This is a genomic window from Sphingopyxis alaskensis RB2256 (genome assembly GCF_000013985.1).
Taxonomy (GTDB): Bacteria; Pseudomonadota; Alphaproteobacteria; order Sphingomonadales; family Sphingomonadaceae; genus Sphingopyxis; species Sphingopyxis alaskensis.
Genome location: NC_008048.1, coordinates 1,776,989 through 1,798,450 on the forward strand (window position 1 = coordinate 1,776,989; position 21,462 = coordinate 1,798,450).

The following is a 21,462-nucleotide window of genomic DNA, read 5'->3' on the forward strand; positions in this document are numbered from 1 at the left end:
CATAATGACGCATCGGCGCGACACTGTCCAGATGGAGCAACGCTGGACGAACGCCCGACTCGCGACGATGGCCGGTGACGATCTCGGCCTGATCGACGATGGCGTGGTCGCGGCAAAGGATGGCCGCATCATCTATGCCGGTCCGGCGAAGGACGCGCCTGCGACGCAAGGTGCGGTCCATGACTGCGAGGGCCGCCTGATCACGCCCGGCCTGATCGACTGCCACACCCATCTGATACATGGCGGCAACCGTGCGAACGAATGGGCGATGAGGCTCGAAGGTGCGAGCTATGACGAGATCGCCCGCGCGGGCGGCGGCATCGTCTCGACGATGCGCGCGACGCGCGACGCGAGCGAAGCCGAACTGGTCGCGAGCGCCCTCCCCCGCCTCGACGCGCTGATCGCCGAGGGTGTGACGACGATCGAGATCAAGTCAGGCTATGGGCTCTCGACCAACGACGAGTTGAAGATGCTGCGCGCCGCGCGCGCGCTCGCCAACATCCGCGCGATCCGCGTCGAGCCGACCTTCCTCGGCGCGCACGCGCTGCCTCCCGAATATCAAGGCGACAGCGACGCCTATATCGACCTCGTCGTGGGCGAGATGATCCCGGCCGTGGCCTCGCTAGCCACCGCGGTCGACGCCTTTTGCGAAGGCATCGGCTTTTCGCCCGAACAGTGCGCGCGCGTCCTTGCCGCCGCGAAGGCCCATGGGCTCAAGGTCAAGCTCCACGCCGAACAATTGTCGGCGCTCCACGGCAGCGCGCTCGCCGCGCGGCACGGCGCATTGTCCGCCGACCATCTCGAACATGCGACCGACGAGGATGTGCGCGCGATGGCCGAAGCCGGCAGCGTCGCGGTGCTGCTCCCCGGCGCCTATTATTTCATGCGCGAAACCAGACTGCCGCCCGTCCAGGCAATGCGCCGCCATGGGACGCGCATCGCGCTGGCGACCGACAACAACCCCGGAACCTCGCCGACGAGTTCGCTGCTGCTGATGCTCAACATGGGCGCGACCTTGTTCGGGCTGACCGTCATCGAAGCGCTGCGCGGCGTGACGGTCAACGCCGCCGCCGCGCTCGGCCTGTCGGCGGAGATCGGCACGATTGAGGTCGGCAAGGCCTGCGACCTCGCCATCTGGGACGTCGGCGACCCCGCCGAGCTGGTCTATCGCATCGGCTTCAACCCGCTGCACCAACGTATCAAGGACGGACAATGACGGTTGTGACGATCACCCCCGGCGCGATGAGCTTCGCCGACTGGCGTGCGATTTACGAAGGCGCGAGTGCCGCGCTGACCGTGGGTGCATGGGATGCGATCGACGCCAGCGCCGCGGCGGTGGCGCGGATCGTCGCCAAGGGCGATCCCGTCTATGGCATCAACACCGGCTTTGGAAAGCTCGCGAGCGTGCGGATCGCGAGCGACGATCTAGCGACGCTCCAGCGCAACATCGTGCTCAGCCATGCCGCGGGCACCGGTGCTCCCTCCCCTACCCCTGTCGTCCGACTGATGATGGCGCTCAAGCTCGCGAGCTTCGGCGTCGGCGCGTCCGGCGTGCGGCGCGAAACGGCGGCGATGCTGGAGGCGATGCTCGCGCGGGGGCTGATCCCGGTCGTGCCGTCGCAGGGTTCAGTCGGCGCGAGCGGCGACCTTGCGCCGCTGGCGCATATGGCCGCGGCGATGATCGGCGTCGGCAAGATCGACGTCGGCGGCGCGATCATGCCCGCCGCCGAAGCGCTCGCGCAGGCCGAGCTGACGCCGCTCGAACTTGGCCCGAAGGAAGGACTCGCGCTGCTCAACGGCACACAGTTTTCGACCGCGAACGCGCTTGCGGGCCTGTTCCGTGCCGAAACCCTGTTCCGCTCGGCGCTGATCACCGGGGCGCTCTCGACCGAAGCCGCCAAGGGTTCCGACGCGCCCTTCGACCCCCGCATCCACGCGCTGCGCGGTCATATCGGCCAGCGCGAGGTCGGCGGCGCGCTCCGCACCCTGATGGCGGGGTCGGCGATCCGCGCCTCGCACGCCATCGACGATCCGCGCGTGCAGGATCCCTATTGCCTGCGCTGCCAGCCGCAGGTGATGGGCGCGGTGCTCGACCTGCTGCGTCAGGCGGGGGCGACGCTCGGCGTGGAGGCGAATGGCGTCTCGGACAATCCGCTGATCTTCGCCGATAGCGACGAAGCCTTGTCGGGCGGCAATTTTCACGCCGAACCGGTGGCTTTCGCCGCCGATATGATCGCGATCGCCTTGTGCGAAATCGGCTCGATCGCCGAGCGCCGCATCGCGATGCTCGTCGATCCCGCGCTGTCGGGCCTGCCTGCCTTCCTGACGCCGCGCCCCGGCCTCAACTCGGGCTTCATGATCCCGCAGGTCACCGCTGCGGCGCTGGTCAGCGAAAACAAGCAGCGCGCCTATCCCGCCAGCGTCGATTCGATCCCGACCTCGGCGAACCAGGAGGATCATGTGTCGATGGCCGCGCACGGCGCGCGCCGCCTGCTCGACATGGCCGACAATGCCAGCGCGGTGATCGGCATCGAACTGCTGGCCGCGTGTCAGGGGATCGACTTTCACGCGCCGCTCAAATCGAGCGACGCGCTCGAGGCGGCGCACCGGCATCTGCGCTCGCACGTCCCGACGCTCGACGACGACCGGCATTTCCACCCCGACATGGAAGCCGCGACGGCATTGATCCGTTCGGGCAGCCTCGTCGCCGCGGTGCCGGCCAGCCTGCCGGGCGTCGGCTGATGGACTGGCTGCGCGTCCATCGCGGCGACGCGCCGCTCGTCATCGCCTTTCCGCACGGCGGCACCGAGCTTGCGGGGCTCGACGAGCGGTTCGTGTCGCCCTGGCATGCGCAGATCGACACCGACTGGTGGATCACCGACCTTTACGCCTTCGCCGCCGACATGGGCGCGACCCTGGTGGCGACCGACATTTCGCGCAGCGTGATCGACATGAACCGCGACCCGTCGGGCGCCTCGCTCTATCCGGGGCAGGCGACAACCGAATTGTGTCCGACCACGACTTTCGACGGCGAGCCGCTTTACCGTTTCGACCTGCCCGACGAGGCGGAGATCATGCAGCGGCTCAACCTCTATCACCGCCCCTATCACGAGGCGCTGACCGCCGAGCTCGACCGGCTGCGGGCGGCCCATGGCAAAGTCGTCCTTTACGACGCCCATTCGATCCGCAGCCACGTCCCGCGCCTGTTCGACGGCGAACTGCCGCAGTTCAACATCGGCACCAACGGGGGCGCCACCTGCGCGCCCGAACTCGAAACCATCGCCGCGAACATCTGTGCGGCGAGCGGCCACAGCCATGTCGTCAACGGCCGCTTCAAGGGCGGCTGGACGACGCGCCACTATGGCCATCCCGACGAGGGAACCCATGCGATCCAGATGGAGCTGGCCCAGCGCGGCTATATGGCCGAGCCCGCCGCGATCACCCACGCCAACTGGCCCACCCCCCTCGACCCCAACCCGACGATCCGGCCCGTGCTGGAGCAGGTGATCGCCGCCACGCTCGACTTTGCGAAAGGACGACCATGACCCGCCTCGATAACAGCCGCGTGATCCGCCCGGCGACCGGCCCGGAGATCAGCGCGAAAAGCTGGCTTACCGAAGCCCCGATGCGGATGCTGATGAACAACCTCCATCCCGACGTCGCCGAAGCGCCGCACGAGCTGGTCGTCTATGGCGGCATCGGTCGCGCCGCGCGCGACTGGGAAAGCTATGACCGGATCGTCGAGACGCTCAGACGGCTCGAAGGCGACGAGACATTGCTCATCCAGTCGGGCAAGCCCGTGGGCGTATTCCGCACCCACGCGGACGCGCCGCGCGTGCTGCTCGCCAATTCGAACCTCGTCCCCCAATGGGCGAATTGGGAGCATTTTCACGAGCTCGATAAAAAGGGCCTGATGATGTACGGGCAGATGACCGCGGGCAGCTGGATCTATATCGGCAGCCAGGGCATCGTGCAGGGAACCTACGAAACCTTCGTCGAAATGGGCCGCCAGCATTATGGCGGCGACCTTTCGGGTCGCTGGCTGCTGACCGCAGGACTCGGCGGCATGGGCGGCGCGCAGCCGCTCGCGGCGGTGATGGCGGGCGCGAGCTGTCTCGCGATCGAATGCCAGCCGAGCCGCATCGAGATGCGCCTGCGCACCGGCTATCTCGACAGGCAGGCGGCGAGCATCGACGAGGCGCTGGCGATGATCGAAGCGAGCCACGCCGAGGACAAGCCGGTCTCGGTCGGCCTGCTCGGCAACGCCGCCGAAATCCTGCCGGAGATCGTCCGTCGCGGCATCCGCCCCGACCTCCTGACCGACCAGACCTCCGCGCACGATCCGGTGAATGGCTACCTCCCCGCGGGCTGGAGCCTCGACCAATGGTTTGCGAAGCGCGAGAGCGATCCGTCCGCAGTCGCGAAAGCGGCAAAAGCCTCGATGGCGGTGCATGTTCGGGCGATGCTCGACCTGCACGCCGCAGGTGTTCCGACGACCGATTATGGCAATAATATCCGCCAGATGGCGAAAGACGAGGGTGTCGAAAATGCCTTCGACTTCCCCGGCTTCGTTCCCGCCTATGTCCGCCCGCTCTTCTGTCGCGGTATCGGCCCCTTCCGCTGGGTGGCGCTGTCGGGCGATCCCGAGGACATCTACCGGACCGACGCGAGGGTGAAGCAACTGCTCCCCGACAACACCCACCTTCACAACTGGCTCGACATGGCGCGCGAACGCATCCAGTTCCAGGGCCTGCCTGCGCGCATCTGCTGGGTCGGGCTCGGCGACCGCCACCGCCTCGGCCTCGCCTTTAACGAGATGGTCGCGTCGGGCGAATTGAAAGCGCCGATCGTGATCGGCCGCGACCATCTCGATTCGGGCTCGGTCGCCTCGCCCAACCGGGAGACCGAGGCAATGCGCGATGGCAGCGATGCGGTCAGCGACTGGCCGCTGCTCAATGCGCTCCTCAACACCGCATCGGGCGCGACCTGGGTGTCGCTCCATCACGGCGGCGGGGTCGGCATGGGCTATTCGCAGCACAGCGGCATGGTGATCGTCGCCGACGGCACACCCGAAGCGGCGAAGCGGCTCGAGCGCGTGCTGTGGAACGATCCCGGAACCGGGGTCATGCGCCACGCCGACGCGGGGTATGACATCGCCATCGACTGCGCGCGCGAAAAGGGCCTCGACCTGCCAAGCATCTGACGCTTGTTTCGGTTGCACCAAAACAGCTTCGTATCCTAAGGCTCTCTCCGACGATCAGGGGAGAGCCGAACGCCGATGTCCGAAGCCGACCAACAAAGCCATCCCGAAATCCGCGAGGCGGTGCGCCGCCTCTGCGCCGGTTTTCCGGGCGATTATTGGCAACGGCTCGACCGCGAGCGCATTTATCCGACCGAGTTCGTGCGTACGCTGACCGAAGCGGGTTTTCTCTCGGTGCTGATCCCCGAACAATATGGCGGATCGGGCCTCGGCCTCGGCGCGGCGACCGCGGTGCTCGAGGAAATCCACCGGTCGGGCTGCAATGGCGGCGCCTGCCATGCGCAGATGTATACGATGGGTACCTTGCTCAAGCACGGGTCGGAGGCGCAGAAACAGGCCTATCTGCCCGCGATCGCGCGCGGCGAGCTGCGCCTGCAGGCCTTCGGCGTCACCGAGCCGACCGCGGGCACTGACACCACGCGCATCCGCACCTTCGCGCGCAAGGTCGGCGACAAATATGTGGTCAATGGGCAGAAGATCTGGATCAGCCGAGCCGAACATTCGGACCTGATGGTCCTGCTCTGCCGCACAACGCCGCGCGACGAATGCGCCAAGCCGTCGGACGGGATGAGCGTACTGCTCGTCGACATGCGCGAGGCGGTGGGCAAGGGCCTCACCATCCGTCCTCTGCGCACGATGCTCAACCATGCGACGACCGAGCTCTTTTTCGACGATCTCGAAGTTCCTGCCGCCAATTTGATCGGCGAGGAGGGCCGGGGGTTTCGCTATATCCTGTCGGGCATGAACGCCGAGCGTATCCTGATCGCGTCGGAATGTATCGGCGACGGCCGCTTCTTCGTCGACCGCGCCACCGCATACGCCAGGGACCGCTCGGTCTTTGGCCGCCCGATCGGCGAAAACCAGGGCATCCAGTTCCCCATCGCACGCGCTTATGTCCAGATCGCCGCCGCTGCCGAGATGGTGGCCAAGGCGGCGCGCCTCTTCGACGCAGGCGCCGACTGCGGAACCGAGGCGAATATGGCGAAGATGCTCGCGTCGGAGGCGAGCTGGTATGCCGCCGACATGTGCCTTCAGACGCACGGCGGCTTCGGTTTTGCCGAGGAATATGACATCGAGCGCAAGTTCCGCGAAACCCGGCTCTATCAGGTCGCGCCGATCAGCACGAACCTCATCCTCAGCCATGTCGCAACGCACGCGCTTGGCCTGCCCAAGAGCTTCTGATGGACGATTATTCCGCCTGGATCGGCCGCGGTGAAACGCGCGAGGATGTCGCGACTGCGGTGCCGATCGAAGGCCTCGCCGCTCTGCTCGACCACGACGCGCCGCCATGGGTGCCCGGCATGGTGCCACCGCTCGGGCACTGGCTCTATTTCCTGCCGACCGCGCGCCAGTCAACGATTGGCGAGGATGGACACCCCCGCCGCGACGGGCACGGCCTGCTGCCGCCCGTGCCGCTCCCTCGCCGCATGTGGGCGGGCAGCCGCATCGATTTCCTCTCCCCCATTCCCATCGGCGCGGCGCTGACGCGCGTGACGACGATCGATGCGATCAGGCCCAGACGCGGCGCGAGCGGCGATCTTCTGTTCGTGACGCTTCGGCACGAGATATCGGCAAATGGCGTCGCCGCGATCCGCGAAGAACAGGATATCGTGTTTCGCGAGGCCGCAAGCGCGGCACCGGTCCCCGCCGCCACGCCCCCGGCTGCCGCCGCCCCCGAACCCGCCGATACCGTCCGCAGCATCATGCCCGACCCTGTGCTGCTCTTCCGTTATTCGGCGCTGACCTTCAACGCGCACCGCATCCATTATGACCGCGACTATGCAGTGGGTGTCGAGGGTTATGCCGGGCTCGTCGTCCACGGCCCGCTCATCGCGACGCTGCTGATGGATCATGCCCTGCGCGCCGGGCTGTCCCCCCGCACCTTCGCTTTCCGCGCCGAGGCGCCGCTCACCGACGGGGCGCCGTTCGATCTCTGCCTCGCGTACGACGCCGACGGTGCGCGGCTATGGGCGCGCAATTCCGCCGGACGCCGCACGATGCACGTCAGCCTGACCTGAACCAACCGCCGAAAGCAGCGCGATCGGTTGGGTGGCGCATCGCCCAAACATGGAATCCAAGCCGTGTCGCGATGACGCGTTGAACCACGCCGACGGGACGCGGCTATTCGTTTCATCGCATATGATGCACGGTTCGTCAGTCATGGCGTAGCCCTTGCTGCCCCATGCGCGTTCAAGACTCATCGTTCCAATCCCTATTATCTCAAGGAGACCGTAAGCGATGCGGAAACTCGCAGGCTTTGTTGCTACCCTCTCTCTCACCTTGGCCGCCGCAGCCGCGGCGCCCGCGCTTGCGCAGAATGCCGCCGCTGCGACCGTCGACCTTTCGGTCGGCACCAAGGTTTTCGATTCCGAAGGCGCCGAACTGGGCACCGTAACCAGCGTACAGGGCCCCAATGTCGTCGTCGATCTGGGCGACAGCAAGCAGATCGCGCTCCCCAGCGCCTCGTTCGGCATGCTTGAGCAGGGCCCGACGATCGGCGCCACCAAGGCGCAGGTCGTCGCCGCAGTCGATCAGGCGGCCGCCGCGAACGAGGCCAAGCTGACCGCCGCGCTTGTCCCCGGCGCCGATGTGCGCGGCGTGAACGGCGAAGCCGTGCTGGGCAAGGTCAAGCTCATCGCGGCCGATGGCGTGGTGCTTACGACGCCGGCCGGCGAAGTCAAATTGCCGCGCACGGCCTTTTTCATGGGGTCGGCCGGGCTTCAGACCAGCTTCACGCCCGAACAATTCGCCGCCGCGATGAAGGAAGTGAAAACCGCCGCCGCGGCCGACGACGCCGCGGTCGCCGCCGCGCTCGTCGCGGGCGCCGAAGTGCGCAGCCTCAAGGGCGCCGCCGTGCTCGGCAAGGTCAAGTCGGCGAGCGCCGATGCCGTGGTCGTCACCACCCCGGCGGGCGAGGACGTCAGCCTGCCGCGCAGTGCCTTCCTGATGTCGCCCGAGGGCCTTGCCGCGGCCTACACCGCCGAGCAGTTCGCTGCGGCGGTGGCGCAGGCGACGGGCAGTCAGCCGACCAGCTGAGCCTGTTCAGGGCAAGTTGATCGAAAAAGGACGCGGGAGCACAGCTTCCGCGTCCTTTTTCACGAACCGAATGCGGCGTATGCCTGCGGGGTATGGCTACGCCGCGCGCCGCATCCGGTTGCGCCCCTCGCGTTTCGCCGCATAAAGTGCCTGGTCGGCACGGTGCAGCAGTTCCTCGATATCCTGTTCGCCGTCATAGACCGCCAGCCCGATGCTGACGGTCGTCGGCGGCAGCCCGTCGCCCTGGCCGACCCCGTTCTCGACCGCCTTGCGCACGCGCTCGGCGACGATCTCGCCCGACAGCGCGCTCGCGCGCTGAAGGATGCAGACAAACTCCTCGCCGCCGATGCGGCCGATCATGTCCTCGTCGCGCAGCACCGATCTGGCGCGCTGTGCGACGCGCTGGATCACCTGGTCGCCGGTCGCATGGCCGTGCGTGTCGTTGATCCGCTTGAAATGGTCGATGTCAAAGATCGCCACCGCCAACGGCGCGCCATGCGCGCGCGCGCCGGCCATCGCCTCTTCGAGAAAGGTCAGCGTATGGCGCCGATTGGGCAGGCCGGTGAGCATGTCGGTGTTGGCGACACGTTCGGCGGCGCTCCGTGCGGCCTCCAGGATGCGGGCATTCTCGACGGTTTCGGTTACATCCTGCACTGTGCCGAAGATACCCGTCGCGCCCCCGCCGCGGCCCCTTTCGATAGACCCGTGCGACTTGACGTGGCGCACCTGCCCGTCAGCGCGCAGGATACGGCCATGGAACTCAAAGGGTTCGCCCGACCGCACTGCCTCTTCAAGCACCCGTTGCACTGCGGCGCGATCTTCGGCCAGATATTGACGGACGCTGTAATCGACGTCGACGGGCGTTCCGGGTTCCAGCCCGTGTATGCGATAGGTCTGGTCGGACCAATAGATCGTCCAGTCGACCAGATTGACGCGCCAGTGGCCGACGAGCGCCGCAGCTTCGGCCTGGAGCAGCCAGCGGTTGCTTTGCTCGAGACGCCTGGCGAGCCGCTGGCGACCGATCAGCAATGCGGCGAGCGGCAACGCCGCCAGCAGCAGCGACAGCAGATAGAATTGCAGGAACAACACCTTGACCTTCGGATCGCTGTCGATCGCCGCCATCGGCCCATAACCCTGCCCCGACAGGAGCGATGCGATGATCGTGACGATCAGCATCCCCGCCGCCGCGCCGAAAGGCCCGAGCCGATAGGCGGCCGCGACCACCGCGATGGACGGCAGGAAGGTCGCGGGAAAATGTGACTGCGAAAAGACGAGGATCGTGACGGCACCGGCGCCGGTCAGTATCGCCGTCGCCTCGACCAGCATCGCGCGCGGCACCTTGCCGAATGCCTTCAACTCCATCATCCGTGTCAGCATCACGATCGGCGGCGTCACGATCAACATGCCGAGCAACACCGTCGTCGCCCACGACAGGAAGAAATCGCCGCCGCGACCGGCCAGCAGCGTCGCCAGCCCCGCGCCGACCAGACTGGCGGCCACCGCCGCGACGCAAAAATGGATGACGGCGCGCGGCGCCATGAACGACAGTTCGCCGGGCTCATGGCGCCGGATCAGCCATAACGCGATGATCGCCTCGACCATGTTCGCGAAAGTGAAGGAGAGGCTCGTCCAAAATGGCGTCGTCGCGCCCATGTTGGCCGCGATGCTGGCGACGGCCATGCCGGCAAAGGCTGGCACGCGCCCCCGGGCGGGCATGAGCAGCAACAACGCCAGGATATATCCGCTTGCCGGCCAAACCGCAGCGATATTGTCGGCGCCCCGCGTCGCATAGAGCGACAGGCTCGCGAGCAGATAATAGCCTGTGACGGTCAACAGGAACCAAAAGACCGCTTCGACTCTGGGGGACAGCGACCGGATCATGCAACCCGATAGTCCGAAACAGGAAAATAAACCGCTAAGATTTCGGCGCCCGCGCCACGCTTCACCCCACGCCGCCAAAGGTCAGGCCGACGACTTCGGCGACGCGCGCCTCATCCCATTCGATCCGCCGGTCGAGGATCAGCATTGCCAGCCCATGTACCAGCGCCCAGGCGTGGAGCGCCGCCGTGTCGGGATCGGCGGCGCCAGGCAGCGCTTCGCCGACCCCGGCACGAAGCAGATTATAGGCCACCTCGCCGCCATCGCTGCCCATGCTTCGCTGACTCATCTGGCGCGTGAAACTCAGCCGGAACAGCGCCGGTTCGTCGTGGGCGAAGCGGACATAGGCGATGCCCGTCGCCTTGAAGCCCGCAACGCCACCTCCTGCCTTCAGCCACGCCTGCGCCTGGAGCGCACCCAGCCGCCGCAACCCTTCGTCGGCGAGCGCGTCAAGCAGCGCCTCCTTGTCGGGGAAATGGCGGTAAAGCGCGGTGGCGCTGACCCCGACGTCGCGTGCGAGAGCGCGCAGACCCAATTCGCCACCGTCGCCCTCGGCCAGCCGTTTCAGCCCTGCGGCGATCACCGCCGCGCGCAGATCGCCATGGTGATAGGCGCCCGCCGCCTTGGCGCCGCTCTCTTTTATGTTGACACTGTTATCTTTGCTGTGCATCATGTTTTCGCTGTAAACATTTCGAGTCGTATAGACAAGGCTGGAGTTCCCGAATGATCGCGTGGTCGGCCATCGCCGCTGGTTTAGCCATTGTCGTCGCGCTTGCCCACTCGGCGATCAGCGAGCGTGTGATCCTGCAACCATTGTTCCGACAACCGGCGCAAGGCCTCCTCGCTACGGAACCCGGCCGCGGCATCGTTCGCGCGGTATTCCACATACCGTCGGTCGCGTGGGCGGCGCTCGGCCTGGGCGTATGGCTCAACCGGCTTCAAAACGGTCCCGATCTCGTCGCGGTGATCGCAATGATCGTGTTCGCATCCTCGGCGATCAGCAATCTCGTCGCCCTGCGACGTCCGCACCCCGGCGGTCTGCTGCTGTTGCTGGCCACCGCCACCACCGCAACCGACCTCATCGTCAACTGACTGGAAGGAACAGACCATGGCAAGCCAGGTCGAAACACTGATCCGCAGCGCCGTCGTCAAAACCATCGGCAAGGTCGCCGATTTCAATCGCCGCCGCCTCCCCCGCCCCACCGACGCCCACCCCTTCCTCTCCGGCATCCACAGGCCGATGACCGAAGAATTGACGATCGAGGCGCTGCGCGTCGATGGCGAAATCCCGGCCGCGCTACGCGGCCGTTACCTGCGCAACGGCCCGAATCCGGCAATGCCGCCCGATCCCGCCAGCTATCACTGGTTCATCGGCGCCGGCATGGTCCACGGCATCCGCATCGAAGGCGGCCAGGCCGTCTGGTATCGCAACCGCTGGGTGCGTGGCAGCGAGGCGTGCGCTGCGCTTGGCGAGGAGCTGCCGCCCGGCCCGCGCGAAGAGCGCAACGACGCGCCGAACACCAATGTCGTGGGTCTCGCCGGGCGGACGTTCGCAATCGTCGAGGCGGGCGGCACGCCGGTCGAGCTCGATCATGAGCTCGGCACCATCGCGCATAACCCTTTCGACGGCACCCTCGCGGGTGCGTTCACCGCGCACCCACACGCCGACCCCTTCACCGGGGAAACGCACGCGATCACCTATCGCAGCGACGAACCGAACAAGGTCTGGCACGTCGTGCTCGACGAACAGGCGCATGTCGTGCGCGAAGAACCGATTGCGGTCAGCGACGGCCCCTCGATCCACGACTGCGCGCTGACCGAAAATTACGTGCTCGTCTTCGACCTGCCCGTTACTTTCTCGATGAAACGGCTGCTCGCAGGTTATCGTTTTCCCTATATGTGGAACGAAAATCACCCGGCGCGCGTCGGCCTGCTCCCGCGCGAGGGCCGTGGCGACGACATCGTCTGGGTGCCGGTCGATCCCTGCTATGTCTTTCACCCCGCCAACGCCTTTGAAACCGCGGACGGCCGGGTGATCGTCGATGTCGTCGCGCACGAAACGATGTTCGCCACGTCGAAGCGCGGCCCCGACAGCGAAAAGTCGCGCATGGAACGCTGGACGATCGATCCCGTCGCGCGCACGACGACACGCACCGTGATCCACGACCATGCGCAGGAGTTTCCGCGCTATGACGAGCGGCTGACGACGCGGCCCTATCGCTATGTCTACAGCATCGCGATCCCCGACGGCCGTTCAGCCGAATGGGCGCTCGCCGATACCCGGCTGTTCCGCCACGATCTCGAAACGGGCACGACCGCCATCCACGACTTCGGCTCCGGCCGCCACCCCGGCGAGTTTGTATTCGTTCCGCGCAAGGCGGCGGGCGCCGAGGATGACGGCTGGCTGATCGGCCTCGTCGTCGACATGAACGACGAGACCACCGACCTCGTCATCCTCAACGCCGACGATTTCACCGGGCCGCCGCAAGCCGTCGTCCATCTGCCGCACCGCGTTCCGCCGGGGTTTCATGGCAATTGGGTCGCGGACTGAGGGGGGCTCCGCTCCCGGATGCGCGCGCTGATAGGTTGCCGATCGCACCGGCCCGCCCGCGGAAGAGATCGGCGGCGCGATGGCGCCGAGCGCCGACGCGGTGGCTGGCGGCGCGGGCGCCGCGCCACAGGAGGAAGCGCCCACCCCGAACCGCCGATCAGGCCGGCGATTCGCCGCCATCATCCTTGCCGGAAGGCGTCCTGCCGTCGCGCCGCCACGGCTCGTCGCGGAAAACCGCCGTTTGCGGCAGCATAATGCGCGGCGCGCTCGTTTTGTCTGCGCTATGACGAGAAATATCGCCCTCTCCCGCCCCGCCACGAGCGCGATTGCCGCGTTCCTGGCCCTTTCCACCCCCACCGCTTTCGCTCAGGATGCGCCGACGATCCCGATGACGCCACCGGTCGCGGCGCCGACCCCGCAGACAACGCCGACAACGCCCGGACCGGCGGCGCCCGCCACCGCCACGACGCCGCCAGATGTCGCACCGTCGACGCAGCCGGCGGCCCCTGCGCCCGTCATCCGTGTCCCGCTGGAGATTGCCCCGCTCGAAACGGCCCCCGCCGAGGCTGAGGCGGCTCCGCCCCCCGTGCGCGGCGAGGCTCCCCCGCGCGCTGAGCGCAGCGCACGTCCGACCGCGGCACCGGCGCGAACCGGGTCGGCTCCGGCCGTCCCGCCGGAACCCGCCGCTGCCCAAGCTGCTGAAACGGCTGCGCCCGCTACACCTCCGATGTTCACCGAGGTGGCACCCGTCGCCGATCCGGCACCGGCCGCTGCGGACACCACCGCCGACGACCGCTTTCCGTGGGAGCTGGCAGGGGGCGCCGCATTGCTGCTCGCGCTTGGCGGCGCGGGTCTGGTGCTCGCGCGTCGTCGCCGCGCCGGTGCCGCCACGGCCGAATATGCGGAAGTCGAATATGCCGAACCGGTAAAGGCGTCCGAAAACGTCGCTTCGGCTTCCGACCAGCCATGGGTCAACCCCGTCTACAGCACGCCGGCGGCTGACGCGCGCTCGACCCCGGCCTTCGCCACGCCGCCGAGCGGCCGTATCGGTCGCCACCAAGCGATGGCAATGGCCGGTCCGACGCCGGACAACCCGTTTCTTACGCTGTCAAGGCGATTGAAGCGCGCGCGCTTCCTCGACCGTCAGGAACGGCTCGCCTACGAGCAGACGCTCGGCGCGCAGAAGGACATGACGCGCAAGCCCGTCAGCGCGTGGGAGATTTCGCAGCGCCAAACGCCGGTCGCGCCGCAGGAGCAGGAGGTCCGCCGCCCCGAACCGGCGCGCGAACACCCCGGCCTCCGCCCCGGCTTCGCGCACTCCTGACCGGCCGTAACCGGATTCAACAAAAAAGGGCGGCGCCTTTCGGCACCGCCCTTTCTTTGTCGCAGCGCGGCGGGAAGGCCGCCGAAGCCGAACCGGATTACTTCAGTTCGACGGTCGCGCCGGCCGCTTCGAGCTTCTTCTTCAGCTCTTCGGCTTCGGCCTTGCTGGCGCCTTCCTTGACCGCCTTCGGCGCGCCTTCGACGAGCGCCTTGGCTTCGCCAAGACCCAGGCCGGTGATCGCGCGGACTTCCTTGATCACGTTGATCTTGTTGCCGCCGTCGCCGGTCAGGATGACGTCGAACTCGTCCTTTTCTTCAGCGGCGGGAGCAGCGGCGCCCGCGCCACCCGGAGCGGCAACCGCAACGGCAGCGGCGGCCGAAACGCCCCACTTTTCTTCGAGCAGCTTCGAAAGCTCGGCCGCTTCCAGAACGGTCAGCGCCGACAGGTCTTCAACGATCTTTGCAAGATCAGCCATTTTCATTCTCCATCAGAACCGGGAAAGCCCGGTGAATTGTTACGGGTAGGTAAAAGTCTTATGCCGCTTCCTTGGCACCATAGGCGCCAAAGACCCGCGCCAGCTGACCGGCCGGAGCCGCCGCAATCTGGGCGACCTTGGTGGCCGGAGCCTGGAGCAGGCCGACAAGCTTGCCGCGCAGCTCGTCAAGCGACGGCAGCGATGCAAGCGCCTTCACGCCTTCCACGTCGAGGATCACATCCCCCATGCCGCCGCCAACGATTTCGAGCTTGTCGTTGGTCTTGGCAAACTCCACCGCGATCTTCGCAGCGGCCACCGGGTCGGTGGACGAAGCGATTGCGGTGGGACCGGTCAGCAACTCGCCGATGCCGGTGTAGGACGTGCCATCGAGCGCGATCTTGGCCAGGCGGTTCTTCGTGACCCTGAAGTTCGCACCCGCGTCGCGCATCTGCTGGCGAAGCACCGTCGACTGGGCGACGGTAAGGCCCAGGTTGCGAACGATAACAACCGAGGCGGCATTCGACAGCGTAGCATTCAGCGAGGATACGGCTTCGGCCTTTTCAGCACGATCCATGCCTGTTTCTCCACTCATGCCCGGATGCCCGCACGAATGCGCGCCGCCGGGCGGCTAACACACGTCAGAGCCAGATGAGCGAAAGCTCGCCTGGCCTTGACGCAACGATGTCCGATGGGGTCGGTCAAGCCGCGTCACTTGCACCGGGCAAGCGGGCGACCGAGAAAAGACTGTCCCCGTCTCGGCTGGAAATTAAGAAGGGCAAATCCCCTTCACCAACTGTCTCGGACGGAATTGCCAGGGCCAAAGCCCGGACAACACGCGGGCGCTCATAGCCGGAAACGCGGCCGAGTCAAGTCCACGCGCGGTTCAGCCCATCGGCCCGACGCCCTTGTCGTTCGCCGCAAGAAGCATATCTGATACGGAACGCCCCGCCGCCCCGCCGCGTTGGCTTCCAGGAGGATAGAGAAAGGACCGTTCGTGACCCAAGCCCAAGGCCTGCTGTGCCCGACCTGCCGCGTAAACCTCGTCATGTCCGAACGGCAGGGGATCGAGATCGACTATTGTCCGCAATGCCGCGGCGTCTGGCTCGACCGCGGCGAGCTCGACAAGATCATCGAGCGCAGCGAAGCCGTCAGTGCGCCCGCCCCCGCCCGTCCGCAGGCGGCGCCCCCGCCGCCACAATATCGCGAACCGGACTATCGCGAGCGCAGCCATGACGACCGCTATTATGGCAAGCCGTACAAGAAGAAGCATAAAAGCTTCCTCAGCGAATTGTTCGATTGATCACCATGGGGCGCGTTGTCAGGCGCGCCGCATCGCCCATATCGCGCGGCCGCCGAGCGCCGCAGCGCCGACGGTTGCCAGCGCATAGGCGGCCAGCGGGGACCCGATCGTCACGCGCGCGCCCACGATGGCGCCGGCAACGAGCGCAGACCACAGCGCGAGATGCGGCAACCAGCGCCCGTCGCCGGTCCCGCGCAGGGCATTGGCCATTTTCTGCCCCATCTGCACCAGCGTTCCGGTCATATAGGTGACGCCGACCACGGCTCCCCCGCGCCCCTCGACCGCGGCGTTGACCATCCCCATCGCGACCGCCAGGCACGCGACGGCGGCAACCACCTGATCGGCAAGTCGCAGCCCACCCGCCGCCGCCAGCAGGGTGGCGACGAACAGCAGGATGACCCCGCTCCGCTGTCTGGCGGCACGCGCGGCAGCCAGCGAACCGGCGACCACGCCGGCGACGAACAGCAGGATGATCGCGCCCGCAACCAGCCCGGCATGGGACCATTCGGCAACACCGACGGCCAGCCGCGTTGAGTTGCCGGTCATAAAGGACACGAAAAAGCCGCCCGATTCGACAAAGCCGATCGCGTCGACAAAACCGGCGAGCGCCGATATCGCGGCGGCGAGCCACTGCTGCGAGCGGTCGAAACGGATCATCGGTCGACCCGGCGCGTCGCCATCACCGCCGACCGCCCGTCAGTCGGCAACCGCATGGCGGCGCGCATAGAGGAAATAGGCGGCAAGGCCCGCCATATTCCATATGCCGAACCAGATCTGCGTCTGCACGGGCAGGCTGAAGAAAAGATAGATGCAGCCGAACACCGCGATGCCTCCGACCAGCCACGGCAGCGGCGCGCGGAAGGTGCGCGGCGCTTGCGGCGCGCGGCGGCGCATGATGAGCATACAGATCGACACGGCGGTAAAGGCGGCGAGCGTTCCCGCATTGGCGAGCGCGGCCAGCTCGCCCAGGGGGATGAAACCCGCGAGGATCGCAACGACGATCGCGGTAAAGATGGTGATGCGCACCGGCGTTCCGCGCGCCGACAACCTGGCCAGGCTCGCGGGGAGCAGCCCGTCGCGCGCCATGGTGAAGAAGATGCGGCTCTGCCCATAGAAGAAGGCGAGGATCACGGTCGGCAGCGCGACGACCGCCGAGACGGCAAGATATTGCGCCGCGAGCGGGCTGCCCAGTTCGCGCAGGATCAGCGCGAGCGGTTCGGGGCTGTTGGCGAAGCGCGTGTAGGCGATCGCGCCGACCGCGGCGACCGCGACGGCGATATAGATGGCGACACAGGCGAGCATCGACCCGACGATGCCGATCTTGAGGTCGCGGTCGGGGTTTTTCGCTTCCTCGGCCGCGGTCGCGATCGCGTCGAACCCGTAAAAGGCGAAGAAGATGATCGCCGCGGCGGCCATCACCCCGCGCTCGACGCCGTCGGGGCCCATATGCTTCGCAAAGCCATAGGGGCTGAAGGGTTCGAGGTTCGCCGCGTCGAACGCAGGCAGCGCGACCGCCACGAACACCGCAAGCGCGGCGATCTTCACCAGCACGAGGATGGCATTGACCGTGGCGCTTTCGCGCGTGCCGACGAGCAGCATCCCGGCGACCGCGGCGATGATCGCGATCGCCGGCAGATTGACGATCCCGCCCAGTTCCGGTCCCTGCATCAGCGCCATCGGAAACCCCGCCCACGCCTCCAGCAGCGGCGCGGCATAGCCCGACCAGCCGACCGCGACCGCGCTGACCACCAATGAATACTCCAGGATCAGGCTCCACCCGACGACCCAGGCGATGATTTCGCCGATCACGACATAGCTATAGGTATAGGCGCTGCCCGAGGCCGGGATCATCGTCGCCATTTCGGCATAGGCGAGCGCGGCGCAGGCGCAGATCAGCCCCGCGATGGCAAAGGAGAGGATCACCGCCGGCCCCGCTTTGTCGGCGCCGACGCCGATCAGCGTCAAAATCCCCGTGCCGACGATCGCGCCGACGCCCAGCGCAACGAGGTGCGGCCAACCCAATGTGCGCGCCAATCCCCGCCCGTCCGGCTGGTCCGGGACGATCGATTTGCGGCGCAACAGGCTGTCGGACATAAAGTGGCTCCCCTTTGATCGATTATGGCTTTTCGCCCTGCGCCGCTTGTAAGCACGGCGGGCGGCAACGCAAGCCGGGCATGGGCTGCGGCGACCTAGCCAAATCGCTGCGTTCCGACTAAAGGCGCGCGATGCACTTTCTCGACCAGGCCAAGATTTTCATCAAGTCGGGCGACGGCGGCCCCGGCGCCGTCAGCTTCCGGCGCGAAAAATATATCGAATATGGCGGCCCCGACGGCGGCAATGGCGGCAAGGGCGGCGACATCGTGTTCGAGGCGGTGGCGGGGCTCAATACGCTCATCGACTTTCGCTACACCCAGCATTTCAAGGCAAAGCGCGGCACGCCGGGCGCGGGCCGCGACCGCACCGGCGCGGGCGGCCCCGACCTCGTCATCCAGGTGCCGGTCGGTACGCAGATCCTTGCCGACGACGAGGAACGCACCCTGCTCGCCGACCTCACCAAAGCGGGCGAGCGCGTCCATTTCCTGCGCGGCGGCGACGGCGGGCGCGGCAATGCCAGCTACAAGACTTCGACCAACCGCGCGCCGCGCCAGCACGGACCCGGCTGGCCGGGGGAAGAGATGTGGGTGTGGCTGCGGCTCAAGCTGCTCGCCGACGCGGGCCTCGTCGGCCTCCCCAATGCGGGCAAATCGACCTTCATCAATGCGGTGACCAATGCGCAGGCCAAGGTCGGCGCCTATGCCTTCACCACGCTCCGCCCGCAATTGGGCGTCGTCAGCCACAAGGGGCATGAGTTCGTCATCGCCGACATTCCGGGGCTGATCGAGGGCGCAGCCGAAGGCGCGGGGGTCGGCGACCGTTTCCTCGGCCACATCGAACGCTGCCGCGTGCTGCTCCACCTCGTCGATGCCAACGATGCCGATGTCGCGACCAGCTACCGCGTCGTTCGCGACGAACTCGAAGCCTATGGCGCCGACCTGATCGACAAGCCGGTGATCGTCGCGCTCAACAAGATCGACACGCTCGACGACGAATTGATCGCCGCGCTGTCGGCCGAACTCGAAGCCGAAAGCGGCCATCCCGTGATGGCGCTGTCGGGCGCGAGCGGCGCGGGGATCGAGCCGGTGCTCGACAAATTGCTCGAAGCGATCGGCCAGCCCGAACCGGGGCCCGATGCCGACGAAGAGGAAAAGGGCGGCGACTGGTCGCCGATCTGATCCTTCAAAGATTTCGGCCCGTCGCCGCGAAGCCTCACCGCGCCTCGAGAACCATGTTGAACGGCCCCTCGGTCGCGCGCCGCACGCTGGCGAAACCGCCCTCGCGGACGATCTGCGCCAGCCGCGCCTCACCCGCCTGCGCGCCAAGCCCCTCCCCGACTTCCTGATCGAGCGACGTCGGCACGCAGATCATCGTCGACGCATTGTAATAGAGCCGCCCGACCGGGTTCATATTCTCCGCGGGCGTGTCGCCCGCGATCGGTTCGACGATCATCCAGCATCCATCGGACGCCAGCATCTGGCGCATATGCCGGGCGCAGCCACGCGGATCGCCCATATCGTGCAGGCAGTCGTACATGGTGATCAGATCGAAACCATCCTCTTCGATTTCCTTCGCCGCCGCGACTTCGAACCGCACCCGGTCGCCATAGCCATGCCCTTCGGCGTGACGCCGCGCCTCGTCGATCGACGGCGCGTGGAAGTCAAAGCCGACGAATTCGCTTGCGGGATAGGCGTCGGCCATCAGCAGCGTCGAAAAGCCGACGCCGCATCCGACGTCGGCGACGCGCGCGCCTTTTTTCAGCTTCGCCTCGACGCCATCGAGCGCGGGGATCCACGCCTGGACGATATTGTTGACATAACCCGGCCGAAAAAAGGCGCCCGTCGCACAGAAAAGACAGCCCGCATGATCACCCCAGCGCACGCCCGTCCCGTTGCGAAAGCATTGCTCAACTCTCGCTTCCGCCTCGATCATCGCGGCGATAATCTCGAACGCGCCCGCGAGATAGACGGGACTGTCCCTGTGCACGAACACCATCGCCTGTTCGGGCGAGATGCTGAAGCGCTCCGCAGCCGCGTCATAATCGATATAACCGTTCGCCGCCTGCGCGAGCGCCCATTCGCGGACATAGCGTTCGTGCAACCCGCCCGCGCGCGCCGCGAGTTCGCCCGCCGTCGCCGGCGCCTGCGCGAGCGCGTCGAACAGGCCGAGCCGGAAACCCAGCCGCACCGTGGGCACGCTCATCCCGCCGCCGACATCGCCCAGCATCTTGCCGACGAAGCCGTGCAGCTTCTCTTCATTGATTGCCATGGTCATTCTTCCGCTCCTCGCCGATCAGGACAGCGCGACTCGCCAGAAGCTCCCGTTGAGGCGCCCAGCATAGCATAGTGGTGGCGGCACGGCACGCGCCCGCCTCCACCGGCGGTCGCTATAGTCAGGACCCATTAGAGCGGCGTGCGGTATATCTAACCTGCGGCGATCCGCCCGCCGATGATGCGATAGCGCGTTACCGGACCGGGCATGGCGTCGAACAGCGCCGCTTCGGTCCCTGTCAGCCACGCCTGCCCGCCCTGCCCCGCCAGCCGCTCGTACAGCGCCGCGCGGCGCAGCGGATCAAGATGCGCCGCCACCTCGTCGAGCAGCAGCACCGGCCGCTGGCCGCGCCGCCGCGCCACGCAGTCGCCATGGGCGAGGACGAGCGACAGCAGCATCGCCTTTTGCTCGCCGGTCGAGCAGCGCGCGGCGGCGCGGCCGGTCACGGCATGCACCGCCACCAGATCGTCGCGGTGCGGCCCGGCGGTCGCACGGCCCGCGGCGGCGTCGATCCGTCGCCGCGCGGCGAACAGCGCCTTCAGCGCCTCCGCGCTATGCGGCGCGCTGCGCTCGGCGCCCTCGCTGTCGACCAGCGTGAGCAGCGGCCGCGCAAAGGGCGCGTCGGGTTGTCCCGCCAGCTCCGCCGACAGCGCCGCGAGCGTATCGAGCCGCGCCGCATCCATCGCCGCGCCATGTTCGGCGAGCTGCGCCTCGAGGCTCGTAAGCCAGGTCTCATCGGCCGCCGCGAGGTCGGCGAGCAGCTTGCCGCGCGCGCGGAGCGCCGCTTCATAGCGGTTGCCATGCTGCGCGTGGCGCGGGTCGAGCGCGAGGACGAGGCGGTCGAGGAAGCGCCGCCGATTGCCCGCGGTCTCGACGAACAGCCGGTCCATCGCCGGGGTCAGCCACAATATCGCCAGCCATTCGCCCAGCGCCGTCGCCGCGGCGGGCGCGCCATTGATGCGGACGATGCGGCGTCGGGGCTGCGCGGGTTCGATCCCCGTGCCGAGCGCGACGGGCGGCAGCCCCTCCGCCGCCGCCACCTCGGCAAAGACGGCAAAGCCGCCGTGCGCACCATCGCGCACCATGTCGGACAGCGGCGCGCGGCGCAGCCCGCGTCCCGGCGCGAGCAGCGAAATGGCTTCGAGGATATTCGTCTTGCCCGCGCCATTGTCGCCGTGGAGCGCGACAAGCCCCGGTGCAGCCGCCAGGTCCGCGCCGGCATGATTGCGAAAATCGGTGAGCGAGAGGCGGACAAGCGTCATGTCCGCCCGCG

Annotated in this window: 21 protein-coding genes; 12 read left to right on the forward strand and 9 right to left on the reverse strand. The window is 67.3% G+C overall.

Features of this window, described 5'->3' with window-relative positions; genetic code table 11:
- The first annotated feature begins 4 nt into the window (after positions 1-4).
- The 7 genes from hutI (at position 5) to SALA_RS08620 (ending at position 8,296) form a co-directional block, all read left to right on the forward strand.
- Positions 5-1,216, forward strand: a complete 1,212-nt coding sequence (hutI, locus tag SALA_RS08590) for an imidazolonepropionase (protein ID WP_011541981.1) — start codon at positions 5-7, stop codon at positions 1,214-1,216.
- The gene (hutH, locus tag SALA_RS08595) at positions 1,213-2,742 is read left to right on the forward strand and encodes a histidine ammonia-lyase (protein ID WP_011541982.1); all 1,530 of its coding nucleotides are present in this window, start codon (positions 1,213-1,215) and stop codon (positions 2,740-2,742) included. The genes hutI and hutH overlap by 4 nt, the downstream gene beginning before the upstream one ends.
- Complete coding sequence (gene hutG, locus SALA_RS08600) at positions 2,742-3,545, forward strand: N-formylglutamate deformylase (RefSeq protein WP_011541983.1); 804 nt, start codon at positions 2,742-2,744, stop codon at positions 3,543-3,545. The genes hutH and hutG overlap by 1 nt, the downstream gene beginning before the upstream one ends.
- Positions 3,542-5,203: a urocanate hydratase gene (gene hutU / locus SALA_RS08605; protein WP_011541984.1), complete on the forward strand. Its 1,662-nt coding sequence runs from the start codon at positions 3,542-3,544 to the stop codon at positions 5,201-5,203. Before hutG ends, hutU begins: the two co-directional genes overlap by 4 nt.
- Before the next feature lie 75 nt (positions 5,204-5,278).
- On the forward strand, positions 5,279-6,442 hold the full coding sequence (locus SALA_RS08610; RefSeq protein WP_011541985.1) for an acyl-CoA dehydrogenase family protein: 1,164 nt from the start codon (positions 5,279-5,281) through the stop codon (positions 6,440-6,442).
- A complete protein-coding gene (locus tag SALA_RS08615; protein ID WP_011541986.1) occupies positions 6,442-7,278 on the forward strand; it encodes an FAS1-like dehydratase domain-containing protein in 837 nt (278 codons plus the stop codon). The genes SALA_RS08610 and SALA_RS08615 overlap by 1 nt, the downstream gene beginning before the upstream one ends.
- A gap of 220 nt (positions 7,279-7,498) precedes the next feature.
- Positions 7,499-8,296 carry a hypothetical protein gene (locus SALA_RS08620; RefSeq protein ID WP_011541987.1) on the forward strand — a complete coding sequence of 266 codons (798 nt, stop codon included), beginning with the start codon at positions 7,499-7,501 and terminating at the stop codon, positions 8,294-8,296.
- 96 nt (positions 8,297-8,392) lie between these two features.
- On the opposite strand, the gene SALA_RS08625 is transcribed toward SALA_RS08620, so the two are convergent.
- Positions 8,393-10,177: a sensor domain-containing diguanylate cyclase gene (locus tag SALA_RS08625; protein WP_011541988.1), complete on the reverse strand. Its 1,785-nt coding sequence runs from the start codon at positions 10,175-10,177 to the stop codon at positions 8,393-8,395.
- Positions 10,178-10,238: 61 nt separating this feature from the next.
- On the reverse strand, positions 10,239-10,847 hold the full coding sequence (locus tag SALA_RS08630) for a TetR/AcrR family transcriptional regulator (RefSeq protein WP_011541989.1): 609 nt from the start codon (positions 10,845-10,847) through the stop codon (positions 10,239-10,241).
- Positions 10,848-10,897: 50 nt separating this feature from the next.
- On the opposite strand from SALA_RS08630, the gene SALA_RS08635 reads away from it, so the two are divergent.
- Together SALA_RS08635 and SALA_RS08640 are read left to right on the forward strand one after the other, a co-directional pair.
- A complete protein-coding gene (locus tag SALA_RS08635) occupies positions 10,898-11,266 on the forward strand; it encodes a hypothetical protein (RefSeq protein WP_011541990.1) in 369 nt (122 codons plus the stop codon).
- Between the two features lie 16 nt (positions 11,267-11,282).
- Positions 11,283-12,725, forward strand: a complete 1,443-nt coding sequence (locus SALA_RS08640) for a carotenoid oxygenase family protein (protein WP_011541991.1) — start codon at positions 11,283-11,285, stop codon at positions 12,723-12,725.
- Positions 12,726-13,091: 366 nt separating this feature from the next.
- Here SALA_RS08640 and SALA_RS17110 read toward each other — a convergent pair whose 3' ends face one another.
- Positions 13,092-13,244 (reverse strand): hypothetical protein, encoded by a 153-nt coding sequence (locus SALA_RS17110; RefSeq protein ID WP_153802667.1) that lies wholly within the window; start codon positions 13,242-13,244, stop codon positions 13,092-13,094.
- A 208-nt stretch (positions 13,245-13,452) separates the two neighbouring features.
- Here SALA_RS17110 and SALA_RS08645 point away from each other — a divergent pair, with 208 nt between their 5' ends.
- Positions 13,453-14,049 (forward strand): hypothetical protein, encoded by a 597-nt coding sequence (locus tag SALA_RS08645; RefSeq protein WP_041383207.1) that lies wholly within the window; start codon positions 13,453-13,455, stop codon positions 14,047-14,049.
- Positions 14,050-14,146: 97 nt separating this feature from the next.
- Here SALA_RS08645 and rplL read toward each other — a convergent pair whose 3' ends face one another.
- Positions 14,147-14,524 carry a 50S ribosomal protein L7/L12 gene (gene rplL, locus SALA_RS08650; RefSeq protein ID WP_011541993.1) on the reverse strand — a complete coding sequence of 126 codons (378 nt, stop codon included), beginning with the start codon at positions 14,522-14,524 and terminating at the stop codon, positions 14,147-14,149.
- A 58-nt stretch (positions 14,525-14,582) separates the two neighbouring features.
- Positions 14,583-15,098: a 50S ribosomal protein L10 gene (gene rplJ, locus SALA_RS08655; protein WP_011541994.1), complete on the reverse strand. Its 516-nt coding sequence runs from the start codon at positions 15,096-15,098 to the stop codon at positions 14,583-14,585.
- A 471-nt stretch (positions 15,099-15,569) separates the two neighbouring features.
- On the opposite strand from rplJ, the gene SALA_RS08660 reads away from it, so the two are divergent.
- On the forward strand, positions 15,570-15,824 hold the full coding sequence (locus SALA_RS08660; protein WP_049754614.1) for a zf-TFIIB domain-containing protein: 255 nt from the start codon (positions 15,570-15,572) through the stop codon (positions 15,822-15,824).
- An 18-nt stretch (positions 15,825-15,842) separates the two neighbouring features.
- Here the strand turns inward: SALA_RS08660 and SALA_RS08665 are convergent, their stop codons facing one another.
- Positions 15,843-16,481 carry a YoaK family protein gene (locus tag SALA_RS08665; RefSeq protein WP_011541996.1) on the reverse strand — a complete coding sequence of 213 codons (639 nt, stop codon included), beginning with the start codon at positions 16,479-16,481 and terminating at the stop codon, positions 15,843-15,845.
- A 39-nt stretch (positions 16,482-16,520) separates the two neighbouring features.
- Positions 16,521-17,918, reverse strand: coding sequence for an amino acid permease (locus tag SALA_RS08670; protein WP_011541997.1), 1,398 nt, complete (start codon positions 17,916-17,918; stop codon positions 16,521-16,523).
- 131 nt (positions 17,919-18,049) lie between these two features.
- On the opposite strand from SALA_RS08670, the gene obgE reads away from it, so the two are divergent.
- Positions 18,050-19,096, forward strand: coding sequence for a GTPase ObgE (obgE, locus tag SALA_RS08675; protein WP_011541998.1), 1,047 nt, complete (start codon positions 18,050-18,052; stop codon positions 19,094-19,096).
- Positions 19,097-19,130: 34 nt separating this feature from the next.
- On the opposite strand, the gene SALA_RS08680 is transcribed toward obgE, so the two are convergent.
- On the reverse strand, positions 19,131-20,192 hold the full coding sequence (locus SALA_RS08680) for a class I SAM-dependent methyltransferase (RefSeq protein ID WP_011541999.1): 1,062 nt from the start codon (positions 20,190-20,192) through the stop codon (positions 19,131-19,133).
- A gap of 149 nt (positions 20,193-20,341) precedes the next feature.
- The gene (recF, locus tag SALA_RS08685) at positions 20,342-21,451 is read right to left on the reverse strand and encodes a DNA replication/repair protein RecF (protein ID WP_011542000.1); all 1,110 of its coding nucleotides are present in this window, start codon (positions 21,449-21,451) and stop codon (positions 20,342-20,344) included.
- Positions 21,452-21,462: the final 11 nt, after the last annotated feature.